Below are 16549 nucleotides of genomic sequence, written 5' to 3'. Positions count from 1 at the left end.
GTTTGATTATTATGTTTTTCTACAAACACGAAGCTCCTAACGGAGCTAAAATTCGATAAGCTTTATCAGGAGCTTTGTGTCTGTAGAAACATTGTCTCCTTATCCTCCACAATTGACTCCGTTAGGAGTCCCGTGTTTGTAGAAATACATACAATCTTCACTAATTGACTCCGTTAGGAGTCCCCTTTAATTTTCTCTTCACACAATAACCTAAACATTACTCCGTTATATACTTGCAAAAAAATAGCGAGGCTAGAGAACCTCGCTTTTTCGTTAAACGGAAACCATGCTTATGAGAAAAATAGCCTGATAGCCTAGACTACCGGGTATTCTTCAAAAAACTAAATATTATACTTTTTTCTGGAATTTCATATTCAACTTTTGTGCTACTTTAATAACCTGTACCCTCCCCACTTTGTTCAATTATCCATGTTTTAACTCGCTTATCACTAAAGCCCCTCTCCAAACATTACATTTTACATATCTTTAACCAAATATGGTATTCGTATTGCAAACAGCTTATTGAGAAAAAAATAATCTAATGAAATTTAGCAGAGCGCTGGCAGTCATGGCAGGTGGTGTTGCGATGGTGACTGTACTTACAACTAGCAAATCCTATGGACAGGGTACAACAGCTCTTCCCAAAAACTGGCAGTTACTGAACTATGCTACAGACAGTGTTTTCGGTACCGGTGTTGAAAAAGCCTACAAAGACCTGCTGAAAGGCAAAAAAAGCACCCCGGTCATAGTGGCAGTAATAGACTCAGGTATAGATACTACCCATGAAGACCTCAAATCCATTTTATGGACAAACCCCGGAGAAATTCCAGGTAATGGAATTGATGACGATAATAACGGTTATGTGGATGATATCCACGGATGGAACTTCCTGGGTGGCAAAGACGGTAAAAGTGTAAAAGAAGATACAGATGAAGGGACCCGTGAATACTACCGTTATAAAAGACTGTATATCAATCCGGATTCCGTTTTAGATAAACAATCCAAAGAATACGCCTACTGGCAGAAACTGAAAGGCAAATACGTAAAACCTACAGGGGAAAACAAGATCAACTACAGGAAGATGCTGACCCTGCAGGAGAACATGAGGAAATGTGAAGACCTTCTCACCGGCTACTTACATACAACAGATTTCACCACAGCTAAACTGGATAGTATCCAGAGTACCGACGAGGGTGTAATGATGGCGAAGAACTTTATGTCCCGGTTGATGAAAAGCACTGGAGAACAGGACATTACCTACGCCGATTTCAAGTCAGAACTCGGAGAATACGTAGATGATCTGAAACGTAAAGCAGACCAGGTAGATGGCGAACCCGCCGATAAACGCGCTGAGATTATCGGAGATAATATCAATGATATCAACGACCGTTACTATGGTAATAACGATGTAATGGGCCAGTTTGGCTTCCACGGCACACACGTTTCCGGTATCATCGCTGCCGTAAGGAATAATGGCGTTGGCATGGACGGCATTGCTGATAATGTGAAGATTATGCTGGTAAAAGCAGTACCGGACGGAGATGAACGTGATAAAGACATCGCCCTGGCTATCCGCTACGCAGTAGACAACGGCGCCCGTGTAATCAATATGAGTTTTGGTAAAGGTTTCTCCCCGCATAAAGACTGGGTAGATGCCGCTATTAAATATGCAGATGAAAAAGGAGTATTGCTCGTGCATGCTGCCGGTAACGACGGTAACAACAACGACTCTACGGATAACTTCCCGAATCCTGATTTCGCAGACCATACCCACCCTGCTAACTTCATCACTGTAGGTGCCAGCAGCAATGGTAAAGTAGGTCCTAAGATTGCCGGTTTCTCCAACTATGGAAAGAAAAGCGTAGACCTGTTCGCCCCTGGTGTACAGATCTATTCTACCGTTCCTGGTGGTAATAAATATGGCAGCGCCAGTGGTACAAGTATGGCCTCTCCTGTAGTAGCAGGTGTTGCTGCACTGGTCCTCTCCTATTATCCTGATCTGAGTGCCAGACAGTTAAAGTATGTGCTTGAGAAATCTGCTACACCTTTACCGGACGGTACCAAAGAAGTGATCAAACCAAATACAGATGAGAAAGTAGCTTTCTCTGATTTGTCCATCACCGGTGGCGTGGTAAATGCTTATGAAGCATTAAAACTGGCAGCTACTGTTAAAGGCGACCTGGCTCCTAAAAAAGGAAAAGCTAAGGTAAGTCCTATTAAAAAAGGATAACCACTAAAAGATTAAAGGGGTTTTGCAGGGCTTCGCCCTGCACCCAAAAAAAAGCTCCTGCAAGCGAATACCTGCAGGAGCTTTTTTTATATAAGAAACTTACTTTACAATTCTCCAGCTCAACGGATATCTGTATGCTTCTCCCTTATTCGCAGTCACTGCGCCAATAATAGAAAAGATAAGATTGAGCAGAAATAGCAAACCATGCCCACCAGAGAAAATAGTGATATCAGCAAAGTCGAAATCTCCTCTGTGGAAGAACATCGTACTAAACGACCAGAAGCCTAAACTGATAGCGCTGATAATACCTAATACTGCATTCGCTATACCAAGTGTAATCTGGAAGTTCAACGCTTCTTTACCCTGATCATCAACGAATGTATACTCATTACGTTTAACCAGCCAGATAATCAAAGCGCCTAAAATATTACCAACTGAGGGCCAAATAAGCGAACCAATAATCCCACCAAGATGTACAAGTGTTCCCCAGGTTCTTTCTTCTTTTTGTTGCATAAGGGATTTATTATAGGTTAGAAAAATAAATTATTACGTGGTTGGTATTTGCAGATATTCGTAAAACTCCTTAAAAGACTGACACTTATCGCTCCCTAACAATTCCAAATAATCATCTTTTTCAATGTGGCTAACCAACGCGTTAATATCACCTTTACTTTTACTGTATTTTTGTCCCACAAGTTTAAATATCTCTTCTACATTGTCCGCCGGATGAAAAAAGATATTCTCCGGATCATCAACATTTAAATCAAATCCTAAATGTTGATGAATAAATGCTGGTGTTAACCGGTTGTCCATCCGTTCGAAAGATTTCCTTAACCCCAACAGCCAGGTTTCTATTTCCATAATGGCAAAAGAAAAGAAGATATTGTCTGATTTTATTTGTGATCTATGCCCTTCAATGAATTTTTGATTAATCTTGTCATCTATCTTCTGATTTTTAACCAAATTCCTATATTCTCCCGAATACATATCTCTCAATCCTATGATCCGTTCAAAACCGGCATTTTTCATTTGCGGCTCTCTCTTCAGAATTCTGGTAAGAACACTTTGATCACTTCCTACATTGATTATCTGAAAATAATGATCTGCATGTTCATTAGGAAAAGCGTATTCTGTAGCATGAAAATTTACATCTGTAAAGAGTGTAAAACATTCCAGTGATATATTCTGATATTCAAATACTTTCAATAATAGCTCCCTAACGAAGATCAATTCTGTTTGTCCTTCAACAAATATAGCCGTTTTCGTCATTTCTTAATTTTTTGGGCTATATAATCAGAAGCCAGAAAATCGAAATTAGACAGACCCGTGAATTGAAAATTTTCAAACAGATCTGGTTGATTTTTAGGATTTAATGCAGTAACAATTCCTCCTTCCCTTTGTAACAGATTCCAATATTTCAAATCGACTACATCCATCAGGAACATATCATTGGAAGTTGCAATTAGCTGGATATTATTTTGCATACAATTATCAAACAGTAGTTTGCCTAATTTAGTAGCTCTGTCATAATCCAGTCCTTCACACAAATCATCAATAATGATAGTGGCAGGTTGTTTTTGGGAAAGCAGGTATTCTATAAAAATCAATATATAGAGGCTACGAAACATCCCTTGGGATAGCTGATAGTGTCCAAGCGTTTTTGCTAAATCAGATTCCTTAATAAACAGGAAGTTTATAGGGCTGCCTTCTGCGAAAACAATCTCATCAATCTTATATCCGATTTTGTCTAAGTTACACCTGACCCGTTCTTGACTTTCCTCACTTAATGTTTTATATAAAGAAGGTATATCATCAATTACATTCAGCAGGTTATAGTTTAAATTATGAGGAAATTCAGGCCCTATAATTCCAAATTTAAACCCGTATGAATGTTCTGCCCAATTGACGATTTCTTCCAGGTAAGGATATTTCTTTATATCACGGGTAGTATGAATTGTCAATTTACCTTCAGGGGGATAGATTTCCTGCAAAGTTTTATCTAATTCACTAAAAAGTGTTGCTCGTTCTGAATTTCTTTCCAGACAGATCTTACCACCTATTGTTATTTTTTCATATTCAACCTGCGGATCTCCGATAGTTGAACCTGTTTCAAACTTGTAATTAATAACTCCGAATTTTTCAGAGAGGAAAGTTACATTCCAGGCACCCCTACCCAGCAGACTTACCTTTTGGGTAATAATTTTGCCCAATAGATCAACAACACTTAATGTTTTCGATTTACCCGTCGAATTTTTACCAACGATTAAACTAACGTTATCAAATTCGAGATTCTTAATCTCCCAATCAGTTGTTTTATATGATAATTCTGTTAACCTCATTTTTATTTGCTGCTTAATAGCTAGTTAACGAAGATATTACTTGATTCCGGAACAGGTTTACTAACCTGATTTCCAGTAGTGATTCTGTTTGATTACATAATCTTCGCGCCAGAAGTTGTTGCTTATAAATACACCTTATCTGACGTGAATATTAGGTGAAGTTAAATTGAAAAACAAATCATGAACCCATATTCCAAAGCTAAATCAGAGAACTAAACAGTCAGATGCAGTGTATTTATAAGCAACAACTTCTGCCAATTTACCCTGTAGTAACTACCTGATTTTCTGATAATACAAAAATAAAACTACAAACCTGTAAGCCGGATTCTGTTCACGGGCAAGCCCGTGATGCTATCATTTATCTGCGATGACGTTCACACGCCCTCTGTATCTGCCTACCCTCGGTCATCGGGCGAGCCGCCCTCAATCGACCGTATACATGGCGTTTCAGCACGCAAGGTTTACCCTTCTATAATGTTACCATTACGGAACGTGGGCTCTTACCCCACATTTTCACCCTTACTCTTTGCAGAGCGGTTATTTTCTGTGGCACTTTCTGTACCTGTTGCCAGGCCCCACCCGTTAGGTGGTGCGTTGCCCTATGCTGTCCGGACTTTCCTCGTCGGGATTACTCCCAAAGCGATAGCACGGTCTGTAGTTTGTGCAAAAGTAAGAGAATTAAGATGCTAATGTCTGAAAAATATCTCAGTGGCTCCATAGCCGTAGCGAGGGTGATATTCATTGACGAAACGTTCTACTTCCGCCGTCTGTTTCAGTACTTCATGGATTTCTTCCTTCAGCTTCCCCCTTCCCAATCCGTGGATCACAATCATACTATGCTGATGATGTGAAATGGCAAGGTCCAGATAACGCTGAAACTCATTCAACTGTATAGCCAGGATCGCAATGTTCTTCAATCCTCTCCATTCAGTCAACAGGTTTTCTATATGCAGGTCCAGTTCGTATTTTGGTTGTAAAGGAGCTTCAACAGGTACAGGGGGAGTAACACCTGTAGCCGCCAGGGAACCGATATTACCCGTTTCAAATTCACTGATGGCCGACTTCTCCTTCAACGGATATTTCTCAAATAAAGGATAACTGAGGGTAGCGTCCCTGCGGGCCTGTAATTCACTCAGTTGCTGAAACATTTGCTTCGGCTTGATCTTCCAGGTCTTCTGATAAGCAGGTGCCAGTGTAGCGTCCTTTTCCTTCGGATAAAAAGTAAACTCCAGTCGCGGACTATCATTCAGGGATTCAAATAAAAGGTCGGAGAGGTAAAAGTGTTTAAAAGGGTCAATATCATTACGGATCTCCAGCTCCAGTTTATTGCGCAGCCATACCTGGAACAGGAAACGATAGGCCATATTCGTTTCATTCAGCAGGTGAAACTTCAATACCTGCACATTCTCCTCATACCCTTCTACCTGGAATACAGGTAAAACAGACAGGAATACGCCTTTACTTTCTTTGAAAACTTCTTGTTTTTTCTCTGGTTTAATATCCCATCCCGGGACGATGCGGGTGGGTTCTATCGCTTTGGGAGCCGTAAAGCGATGAAAATAGGGGAAATCTATCTGGTCGAGATACACGGGGAAGGTCACCTTACCAACTTCTACCATTACCATTTCCGTATTGATAATATCCACTACAGTGCCTTCTTCCTTAGAATGTAATAATAGAATTTTATCGCCGATCTCGTATTTCATACTAACATTTCCCAATGTGAATTGGCAAATCTATGAAAAATGAGCGACGATACACAAATACCAGTGGCCGGACGACCATCAGACCAGCCATCCTGACCACCAGTAAAGATCATCATGCCGCGTGGCGGCGCATATATCCATCATAAGAAATGGGGCCGCTGCCCTCTACTAAGAAGAAGACCAGTAACAGCAGAACAAGGATAGAAAGGCCGGCTTCTCCATGTACGTTAAATAACCCCGTTGGGGTATGTACAAAAATAAGTGCGCCTATTAGAATGGGGATCTGAGCTATGATGGCAACTCGTGTTAATAAACCGAATGTGATGAGAACACCACCTGCCAGATGAGCAAAGACAATGTAATGAGCCAGCCAGAAAGATAGTACCGTGATTACGGGACTCTGGATGATCACCGCTTTAAGAACATCAATATTTTGTATGAAAACTACCCCTTTCCAGAACAGAAAAATTCCTAACAGGACACGAATGCCATCGACCCACTTAGGATGATGTGATTCGCCCCAACGGTCAATTCGTTGTAGCAGGTTCATAAAATTTGATTTTAAAGAGCTAATATGAATATACATTAAAAAATGCATAACACAAAATCAGTCTTTAAAATGAAGGGGTTTTGCAGGGCTTCGCCCTGCACCCGAAATCAAATGGTGATACGCTTCACATGGTTCAGTTTGCTGTTCCGGTAACTATAGCCGAAATAAATGACCAGACCCATTATCAGCCAGATAGAGAATACTACCCAGTTCCTGAAACCAATCTCAGTCATGAGGTAAAAACAGCTTAACAGCCCCAGCACCGGGATCATTGACAGCTTACGTGTAAAAGACAATACAGAAAATACAACTGCCGCAACGGCAAAGAAAAAGAAGGGAATATTATGCTTCCATACTTCCCAGCCCCCGTCAAAAGAAAACTTCTGAGGCAGCTGTTCACGGAACAGGTAAGCAAATACAATAATGATCACGGGGACAATCCACCGGCCATTAATATAAGGGAGACGAAAACGCTTGTTGTTAGGATCTGCTTTCTCCTGGGGAGGCAGCAGCAATACACCACCACATACCAGTATAAAGGCAAATAAAGTACCGATACTGGTAAGGTCTGTTACTACCGTCAGGTTCAGGAACAAAGCCGGAACACCTACCAGGAAACCGGTAATAATAGTGGCAAAAGAAGGCGTTCTAAAACGCGGATGGATCTTGCTGAAACGCTTAGGTAATAAACCATCCCGGCTCATACTCATCCAGATTCTCGGCTGCCCGATCTGGAATACCAGCAATACGCTGGTGGTTGCTACCACTGCACTTACAGAGATAATGTACCCTATCCAGTTCTGGTGTACCGCCTGGAACACAAATGCCAGCGGATCATTCACTTTTAACTGGGAGTAAGACACCATCCCTGTCAGTACCAGCGCAATGAGAATATATAATACCGTACAGATAATGAGAGAATAGATCATCCCCTTAGGCAGATCCCGCTGAGGATTAGAACATTCTTCCGCCGTTGTACTGATAGCATCAAAACCGATATAGGCAAAGAATACAGCAGAAACACCCTTCATCACCCCGGAGAATCCGTTGGGCATAAAAGGGTGCCAGTTATTGGTATTCACATAAAAACTACCTACCGCAATCACGAACAGGATCACCAGGATCTTCAACCCTACCATGAAGTTAGCACTGCGCTTACTCTCCTGTATCCCCACATAGGCCAGGTAAGTAACCAGCACCACAATGATAAAAGCAGGCAGATTAAGGATCACCGGAACACCCGCTATATGCGGGGCAGCTGCTACAATTTCGGCAGTGGCGCTATCATAGTTGCTGGCCAGCCAGCTAGGCAATGACAGCCCTATCCCTGCCAGCAGGTTATTGAAATAGCCACTCCAGGAGATCGCCACGGCAATATTCCCGATGGCATATTCCAGGATCAGCGCCCAGCCAATGACCCAGGCGGCCAATTCGCCGAATGTTACATAAGAATAAGTATAAGCACTGCCGGACACCGGGACGCGGGACGCGAATTCGGCATAACAGAGTGCAGAGAAACCACAGGTAACTGCGGTGATAATGAAGAGTAAGGAAACACCGGGCCCACCATGGAAAGACGCCTCACCGATCGTAGAAAAGATACCGGCGCCAATCACCGCTGCAATACCCATTGCAGTGAGATCTTTCACCCCCAATACTTTTTGTAATTTGCTACCACCACCATGGCCTTCCGTTAAACCATCATGTGCATCTTGTAATATTACAGCAATAGATTTTTTTCTAAAAAGCGATTTAGACATTGGGTGATATCAATTAGTTGTGAATGACGTTTCCAGGTTTAGCGATGCGCGAATATATTAAAATTAATGCTCTCTCTTCAGTAAATAACCAGCCAGTTCCATTAATGGTTTCTTACGGGCCGATAATACAGCAATCCCTTCCAGGTGCTCAAAAGCAATCTGCTGGAAACGTTCCTTTTCCTTTTCAGCCCACTCATCTACTTTACAGTCGTGGAAAAGCTGTAATACCTGCGCTACCTTATCTTCCGGATTAGAAGATAATAACTCCTTCAGTCTGGTCTTCTGGGCAGGATTACACATTTCCAGGGCTTTCAGCAGCAGGAAAGTCTTTTTATTCACCAGGATATCTCCCCCCTGTTGTTTACCGAACTTTTCAGGATCTCCAAAAGCATCCAGGTAATCGTCCTGGATCTGGAAGGCAATACCTATGTTCTTCCCGAACTCATAGATATGTTGCTGGTTATATTCACTTCCCCCGCCTATGATGGCGCCCATCTGTAAGCTGGCAGCCAGCAGTACAGACGTTTTAAGGGCAATCATATTTACATAGTCATTGTAATGCACCTGCTCAGGCGCCATGTCTTCAAAGTCCATATCAATCTGCTGGCCTTCGCAAACTTCCTTGGCAGCCTTGTTAAAGGCCGACAGGAGTTTCTGTTTATAATGAGGCTGGACCCTGTTCAGGTATTCATAAACATTGATGATCATCACATCTCCGGCCAGTATAGCAGTGGACTCCCCATACAGGGTATGAACGGTAGGATGGTTGCGGCGCAGGGGCGCTTTATCCATAATATCGTCATGTACCAGGGTGAAATTATGGAACATTTCTACGGCAATACCCACCTGGAATACATCCGGATGTATATTATCAAAGAGTTCATTCCCCATGATACTCAGGACCGGGCGAATACGCTTTCCTCCTATTTTAAGAATATGGTTTACAGATTCATACAGCTTTTTAGGCTGCTCAGGGAAATGTTCCTTGTCAAAATGTTCTCCAAACTGTACGGTTAATTCCTGAAATGAATGCATAAGCTTCTAATCATTTTTTCTTTTAGGTTTTCCTGAAGATGGTTTTGATCTTCCACCGGAAGATTTCTTTTCTCCGGAAGATGATTTTCTCTCTCCTGATGATGATCTTCTATCGCCGGATGGTTTTCTATCCCCTGTTGAAGATCTTCTGTCGCCGGAAGCTTTCTTAGCACCGGACTGTTTCCTGCTGGTACCTCTCCTGGTATCATCTGCAGGTTTACGGCGGTACTGTGGCCTTGACGATACATCAGGCCCATCTCCCCAGTCTTCAATCAGATCATAATCCAGCTGGCGCTTCACTAAGTTGGCAGCCACCACACGGATCTTCACTCTATCCCCGATACGGATTTTCTTACCGGTATATTGTCCAATCAGTGCATACTCCGTTTCATCATATACAAACTCATCTTTGGCTGTCATATTGTGTATGCTCACCAAACCTTCACATTTGGTATCCACGGTCTCTACCCAGAAACCAAAGTGAGCCACACCACTTACCACACCATCAAATTCCTCACCGAGGAACTGCTGCATGTATTCCACCTGCTTGTATTTGTTAGCCGCTCTTTCTGCTTCCATGGCCTTACGTTCCATTTCAGAAGAATGCTTGCACTTGCTCTCCATGTTCTTGTCCGGATGTACATCATGAGCCAGGCATTCTGCCAGTACACGATGTACCAGCACATCAGGATAACGGCGTATAGGTGAGGTGAAGTGACAGTAATGTTCAAATCCCAGGCCATAGTGACCAATATCATCGGTGGTATACACCGCCTTGGCCATCGTACGGATCCCTAAGGTTTCCAGTACATGCTGCTCTGGTTTCCCCTTGGCTAAGTTCAGCATTTCATTAAAAGAAGACGCTAATTTATCAAGGTCGCTCACATCCAGCGAATGCCCAAATTTCTTTGCAAACACTGCAAACACCTTCAGCTTTTCTTCATCAGGTGCATCATGGATCCTGTATGGGAAAGGTACATGCTGATTAGTACCTATCTTGATGTTAAACACGTACTCGGCCACTGTGCGGTTAGCCAGCAGCATGAACTCTTCAATCAGTTGATGTGCTTCTTTACTTTCTTTGATCACGATGCCTATTGGCTTCGCATTTTCATCCAGTTGAAAGCGCACTTCCTGTGAAGAGAAATTGATAGCACCATTTTTAAACCTTTCTGCACGGAGAGTTTGTGCAATCGTATTTAACAACAGCACTTCTTCTTCATACTGCCCGGCTTTATTCTCAATCACTTCCTGTACATCTTCATAAGTAAAACGATGATCAGAGTGAATGATGGTCCTGCCTATCCAGTGTTCTTTGATCTCTCCTTTCTCATTCATTTTAAAAACAGCAGAGAAGGTGAGTTTATCTTCATGCGGACGAAGAGAACACAGTTCATTAGAGATTTTCTCCGGTAACATGGGAGATACACGATCCGGCAGATATACAGAAGTGGCACGTTTGTACGCCTCTTTATCCAGGGATGTTTCAGGCAATACATAATGACTTACATCTGCAATATGTACACCGATTTCATACCATCCACCGCGCATTTTCTTGATAGATATCGCATCATCAAAATCTTTTGCATCAACAGGATCTATCGTAAATGTTAATGTTTTACGGAAGTCTTTACGCTTCTTTATTTCATCTGTATTGATATCTTCTTTTACCAGCGCCAGTTCTTTGATCACTTCTTCCGGAAAGCTGAGCGGGAACCCTGTTTCTATCAGGATCTCCTTCATGGCCAGGTCATTGGTATTAGTGGCATCCAGTAATTCAATGATCTCTCCCACAGGTTTGCGGGTTTTATCTCCCCAGCTTACGATATGTACCAGTGCTTTATCACCGGTTTTACCATCCTTCAGTACATTGGCCGGGATATATATGTCCGGCATGAACAGGGATTTATCCAGTATCAGGAAGGCAAAGCCTTTATTCACCTGTAGTGTACCTGTAAATTCTGTTTTCTTACGTGTAATGATCTCCGTTACCACACCTTCCATGCGGCCCTGGTTCTTACCCTGTTTAATAACAGAGACGGTCACTTCGTCTCCATCCAGCGCAGTATTCAGGTTTTGCTGTCTTACCATTACATCTTTATCCTGTCCTTCTATAATTACAAAGGACATACCCGAACGGGTTATTTGTACAGTGCCCTTAAATGTATGCTGGGGGCTACTGCTTTTTTGAGGTTTTTTACTTTTTGTCATTCTCGTAACATTTAATCATGGTTACTTCCAAACTGCTCCACGTAATCAAAAATATAATTATTAAATGAATATGCTTCCCCGAACAGGAAAGATATTTCTACCGGCATAACGGCAATGCGTATGTCTAACTCCTTCAGGCGTTCTTCGAGCAGATGAAGGCGTACGGCATCTTTTTCGGTGGTAATCACCATTTTTTTGTCTCCTGGTAAGTCTCCCAGTTCTTTTTTAATCTTTTCCAGATCATGACCGGCGTAGTAATAATGATCGGGGAAAGACAGCAGGTACACCTGTTCGTGTGTACTTTTTAACTGCTGTAACAGTGGTTCAGGGCGGGCAATACCACATACCAGCATCAGGGTGGTATCTGCCGGCACATCTACCGGTTCTCCGCTGAACATGTCATATAATGTGCCATACTGCAAAGAGGTAAAGTACAGATGCTGACCGGACATCGGTTTTATCTCCTTGCGGATAGCGGCTTTTTCTGCTTCCGATAAAGCCGGCGGACATTTCGAAACAATAATACAATCAGCCCTTTCATATCCTTTGCGGCCTTCCCGCAGATAGCCAAAGGGTACTACATGGTCTTTTGTAAAACGGCGGCTGTAATCCGTTATCAGGATATTCATGCCCGGTTTGATAGAGCGGTGCTGGAAAGCATCATCCAGCAGTATCACCTGTGTTTCCGGGCGTTCTCCCAATAACTGGGGTATGGCCAGCATACGCTCCTCTCCTACACAAACGCTGATATCAGGGAATTTCTGATGAAACTGCATCGGTTCATCTCCCAGCTGGGCGGCCGTACTTTGTGCATCTGCCAGCAGGTAACCGTTGGTACGACGGTTATAGCCCCGGCTAAGGGTGGCAGTACGGTATTTGTCTTTCAACAGCCGGATCAGGTGTTCCACATGGGGGGTTTTACCGGTACCACCTACGGAAAGGTTACCTACCGCAATCACAGGCAGGTCAAACTCCACCGCCGTGAGCACATTGGTATCGTAAAAGCGGTTCCGGATCCACATCACCAGGCCATATAACAGGGAAAAAGGGTATAATAAAACTTTCAGGTATTGTATCATTTTTTCTTGAATTGATAGATAAGACCTGGGGTGATCACCATATCCAGTGGCACGTCCAGGGTATCTGTATCAGTAATTGAATCAACCGGGTCAAACAGGGACAACCCGATGGTGGTGACATCCGGTCTGCATTCCTGTAGAAAACGGTCGTACATCCCTTTTCCGTATCCTACACGATGTCCTTTCCGGTCAAATGCCAGCAGGGGAACAAAGATAAGGTCAAGCATCGCAGGGGGGATCAGGGTACCGTTTTCCGGTTCAGGGATACCATATTTATTGCTTACCAGCAGGGTGTCGGGCTCCCAGAGGTAGTGTACCATCAGGCCGGTGCTAAGGTCCGACTTGGACAATACCCATTGTATATCAGGCCATGTAATCCTGGCCCAGTCAACCAGGGCATAGGTATCCACTTCCTTTTTTTCCGTAATAGGCAAAAAAATGTGAACCAGGGTAAAAGAGCTGAAGTCGAGCTGCCTGCATTGTTCCAGCAGTTGCCTGTTTAGCGTGGTAGAGAGGTCATCCGGAAGATTGAGCCGTTTTTCCAGGTATTGTTTTCGTATATCCTTTTTTGTTAACAAGTAGGTTAAAAGTATGTTATTGTCCGCAAAGATAACTTATCTCCCTGTTCTTTCACAAATGCCTTATCTACCAGGGTCGTTCTGGGGATACGGCCCAGGTGCGGGAACCCGCTCCATGAAACCACTTCTTCCTCATTACTATGATAATCGCCGCTGAAAACCCATCCCATTACCGGGATACCACTATGTTTCAGCACGCGGGCAGTTAACAGTGCGTGATTGATACTACCCAGGTAGTTCTGGGCAACGATGATCACCTTTGCGTGTAATTGTTGTATAAAATCGATCGTAAATGTTTGTTCATTCAGGGGAACCATCAGTCCACCTGCTCCTTCTATCACCAGCGGGCGGTTAGCAGGTTGCAGGCTTTCAGCCACTTCAATAATACGTTTTACATTGATGGTCACTTCTTCCAGACGGGCAGCCAGATGTGGTGAGGCAGGTTCTTCCAGGCAATACGCTTCGCGGTGGCATACTGATATCGGGTTGGATAATAATCCACGTACGGTATCGGTATCTGTCCCTTCTTTCAGGCCGGTTTGCACGGGTTTCCAATAGTCAGCCTGCAGCGCCTCTGTTATACAGGCTGCTGTTAGTGTTTTCCCCACTCCGGTCCCTATGCCGGTTATAAAAATCCGCTGACTCATATTGCAAATATAGGAGAATACGGCTTATGACTATATATTGAAATAGGAGAATACGGCTATTGATCAGGTATTGAAGAGGTTCATCCTCCGTTCATCCTACGTTACTTAACGTAGGATGAACGGAGGATGAACCTCTTCAATACCTGTTTTATTCCTGTTCTGTTACTGTTCCGAAGCTATTTCAAGTTAACTTATTTCCTTATTTTCGCTGGGATTCAACATCTCATCATATGGATTTTTGCAATAGTATCCTTGAAACAATAGGAAATACCCCGTTAGTGAAATTACACCGCGTTACTGCCGGATTACCCTGCCCTGTGCTGGCAAAAGTAGAATTCTTTAACCCCGGTAACTCAATTAAAGACCGTATGGCACTGAAGATGGTGGAAGTGGCAGAAGAAAAAGGGCAGTTAAAACCAGGCGGTACCATTATAGAAGGTACTTCAGGTAACACCGGTATGGGACTGGCACTGGCTGCCGTGATCAAAGGTTACAAATGTATTTTCGCAACTACAGATAAACAATCCAAAGAAAAGGTAGATATACTGAAAGCCGTAGGCGCCGAAGTGATCGTTTGCCCTACCAATGTGGAACCGGAAGATCCCCGCTCTTACTATTCAGTAGCAGCCAGGCTGGCAAAGGAAATACCTAACTCCTTCTATATGAACCAGTATGATAACCTGGCTAACCGTGATGCTCATTATGAGCAAACCGGCCCGGAAATCTGGAAACAGACAGATGGAAAGATCACTCACCTGGTAGTGGCAACAGGTACAGGCGGTACTATTACCGGTACCGGTAAATATCTCAAGGAGAAAAATCCTGATATACAACTCTGGGCGATAGACAGTTACGGTTCCCTGCTGAAAAAGTTCCATGAAACCGGTGAACTGGACATGAGTGAGGTATATCCTTATATTACAGAAGGTATAGGGGAAGATTTCGTTCCCCAGAACTACGACATGGCCCTTATCGACCACTTCGAAAAAGTAACGGATAAGGATGGCGCTGTCATGGCCCGCCGTATCTCCAAAGAAGAAGGCATTTTCGTGGGTTACTCCGCTGGTTCCGCTATTGCTGGTTTACAGCAGCTGAAAAGCAGACTGAAACCTACCGACCTGGTAGTGGTGATTTTCCATGATCATGGCAGCCGTTATGTAGGTAAGGTATATAATGACCAGTGGATGATGGAACGTGGATTCCTGGATGTTAAAACGGTGAAAGATGTGGTGAATGCCCGCCGTAACCAGCCACTGGTAACAGTTGGGCCGGAAGACAAAGTGAGTGATGTGATCCTGAAAATGAAGAAATATGATATTGAGCAGATCCCTGTATTACATAACAACGAAATAGTAGGCGCTATCTCTGAAAACGGTTTGTTTATCAGGTTGATAGATGATGCCAATTTAAAAGATGCACAGGTGAAACAGGTGATGCAGTCCGCCTTCCCGGAAGTACGCATGGATACGCCAATAGAAAAATTATCTGTCTATATTAATAAAGAAAATGGTGCAGTCTTAACCAAAGACGATAGCGGCAACTATCATATTGTTACCAAATACGACATTATACAGGCTCTTGGAAATTAATCCTATTCACATTGATCAGTTGGGCCGGCGGGTAGCTATTCCTTTCCCGCCGCGCCGGATCATATCGCTTGTACCCTCTCAGACGGAATTACTATATCATCTTGGTGCCGACGTTGCCGGTATCACTAAATTCTGTGTTCACCCGGACGAATGGTTCCGGACAAAACCCCGTATAGGTGGCACTAAACAATTCCATATAGATAAGATACGTGCCCTGCAACCGGATCTGATCATCGCTAATAAAGAAGAGAACGAACCGGAACAGGTGAAAGCCTTAATGGAAGAATTCCCGGTATGGGTGAGTGATATCCATAACCTGCGGGACGCGACGGAGATGATCCGCTGGCTGGGAGTGATTACAGGGCGTAGCCCCAAAGCAGTTGATTTAGTCATACAAATAATGGCCGGTTTCAGGGCCTTACCCGTTTTACCGGCTGTGAAAGCGGCTTACTTTATCTGGAAAGATCCCTGGATGGTAGCGGGTGGAGATACCTTTATTAATGAAATGATGAGGGCCTGCGGCCTGGAGAATATCTTCGGAGATATGCCCAGGTATCCTGTTATAACACCAGAACAGCTACAGGGAACAGGCTGCCGCTTAATCCTCCTCTCCTCAGAACCCTACCCCTTTAAAGATAAACATATCGCAGAATTACGGGTTATATTACCGGAGGCTAAGGTCCTGCTGGTAGATGGTGAAATGTATTCCTGGTATGGAAGCAGATTATTACAGGCCCCCGCGTATTTCAGGGAAATAATATCATCCTTCCTCTAAAAGTCTATTTAAACGCTATAATAAGTACTATTAAGTACTTATATTTGCTG

Annotated in this window: 14 protein-coding genes and 1 other RNA gene; 3 read left to right on the top strand and 12 right to left on the bottom strand. The window is 43.3% G+C overall.

Going from position 1 to position 16549, the window contains the following annotated elements; genetic code table 11:
- The first annotated feature begins 541 nt into the window (after window positions 1-541).
- Window positions 542-2230, top strand: a complete 1689-nt coding sequence (locus BMW86_RS25885; protein WP_218149218.1) for a S8 family peptidase — start codon at window positions 542-544, stop codon at window positions 2228-2230.
- Between the two features lie 99 nt (window positions 2231-2329).
- Here BMW86_RS25885 and BMW86_RS25880 read toward each other — a convergent pair whose 3' ends face one another.
- From BMW86_RS25880 to bioD, 12 genes are all read right to left on the bottom strand, one after another.
- Window positions 2330-2743, bottom strand: a complete 414-nt coding sequence (locus tag BMW86_RS25880) for a DUF4870 domain-containing protein (RefSeq protein ID WP_089785489.1) — start codon at window positions 2741-2743, stop codon at window positions 2330-2332.
- Window positions 2744-2776: 33 nt separating this feature from the next.
- The gene (locus tag BMW86_RS25875; RefSeq protein ID WP_089785487.1) at window positions 2777-3499 is read right to left on the bottom strand and encodes a DUF4276 family protein; all 723 of its coding nucleotides are present in this window, start codon (window positions 3497-3499) and stop codon (window positions 2777-2779) included.
- Window positions 3496-4569 carry an ATP-binding protein gene (locus BMW86_RS25870; protein ID WP_089785484.1) on the bottom strand — a complete coding sequence of 358 codons (1074 nt, stop codon included), beginning with the start codon at window positions 4567-4569 and terminating at the stop codon, window positions 3496-3498. The genes BMW86_RS25875 and BMW86_RS25870 overlap by 4 nt, the downstream gene beginning before the upstream one ends.
- A 300-nt stretch (window positions 4570-4869) precedes the next feature.
- Window positions 4870-5228, bottom strand: an RNA gene (gene rnpB / locus BMW86_RS25865) — RNase P RNA component class A.
- Between the two features lie 27 nt (window positions 5229-5255).
- Window positions 5256-6275: a Smr/MutS family protein gene (locus BMW86_RS25860; protein ID WP_089785482.1), complete on the bottom strand. Its 1020-nt coding sequence runs from the start codon at window positions 6273-6275 to the stop codon at window positions 5256-5258.
- A gap of 112 nt (window positions 6276-6387) precedes the next feature.
- Window positions 6388-6825 (bottom strand): DoxX family protein, encoded by a 438-nt coding sequence (locus BMW86_RS25855; protein ID WP_089785837.1) that lies wholly within the window; start codon window positions 6823-6825, stop codon window positions 6388-6390.
- A 107-nt stretch (window positions 6826-6932) separates the two neighbouring features.
- Entirely contained in the window at window positions 6933-8585 is a 1653-nt protein-coding gene (locus BMW86_RS25850) for an amino acid permease (RefSeq protein WP_089785479.1), read from the bottom strand.
- 63 nt (window positions 8586-8648) lie between these two features.
- A complete protein-coding gene (locus tag BMW86_RS25845) occupies window positions 8649-9620 on the bottom strand; it encodes a polyprenyl synthetase family protein (RefSeq protein WP_089785476.1) in 972 nt (323 codons plus the stop codon).
- A 6-nt stretch (window positions 9621-9626) separates the two neighbouring features.
- Window positions 9627-11750: a ribonuclease R gene (rnr, locus tag BMW86_RS25840; RefSeq protein WP_410492569.1), complete on the bottom strand. Its 2124-nt coding sequence runs from the start codon at window positions 11748-11750 to the stop codon at window positions 9627-9629.
- Window positions 11751-11842: 92 nt separating this feature from the next.
- A complete protein-coding gene (gene lpxK / locus BMW86_RS25835; RefSeq protein ID WP_089785471.1) occupies window positions 11843-12910 on the bottom strand; it encodes a tetraacyldisaccharide 4'-kinase in 1068 nt (355 codons plus the stop codon).
- Complete coding sequence (locus BMW86_RS25830) at window positions 12907-13488, bottom strand: 5-formyltetrahydrofolate cyclo-ligase (protein WP_177189394.1); 582 nt, start codon at window positions 13486-13488, stop codon at window positions 12907-12909. Before BMW86_RS25830 ends, lpxK begins: the two co-directional genes overlap by 4 nt.
- A 5-nt stretch (window positions 13489-13493) precedes the next feature.
- Window positions 13494-14135, bottom strand: coding sequence for a dethiobiotin synthase (bioD, locus tag BMW86_RS25825; RefSeq protein WP_089785467.1), 642 nt, complete (start codon window positions 14133-14135; stop codon window positions 13494-13496).
- Window positions 14136-14365: 230 nt separating this feature from the next.
- On the opposite strand from bioD, the gene BMW86_RS25820 reads away from it, so the two are divergent.
- Both BMW86_RS25820 and BMW86_RS25815 read left to right on the top strand, forming a co-directional pair.
- Complete coding sequence (locus BMW86_RS25820) at window positions 14366-15724, top strand: pyridoxal-phosphate dependent enzyme (protein ID WP_089785465.1); 1359 nt, start codon at window positions 14366-14368, stop codon at window positions 15722-15724.
- Complete coding sequence (locus BMW86_RS25815; RefSeq protein WP_255373007.1) at window positions 15714-16499, top strand: helical backbone metal receptor; 786 nt, start codon at window positions 15714-15716, stop codon at window positions 16497-16499. The genes BMW86_RS25820 and BMW86_RS25815 overlap by 11 nt, the downstream gene beginning before the upstream one ends.
- Window positions 16500-16549 lie beyond the last annotated feature (50 nt).

Origin of the sequence: Chitinophaga sp. YR573 (assembly GCF_900110995.1) — a bacterium.
GTDB lineage: Bacteria > Bacteroidota > Bacteroidia > Chitinophagales > Chitinophagaceae > Chitinophaga.
This window is presented reverse-complemented; position numbering and strand designations above follow the sequence as displayed.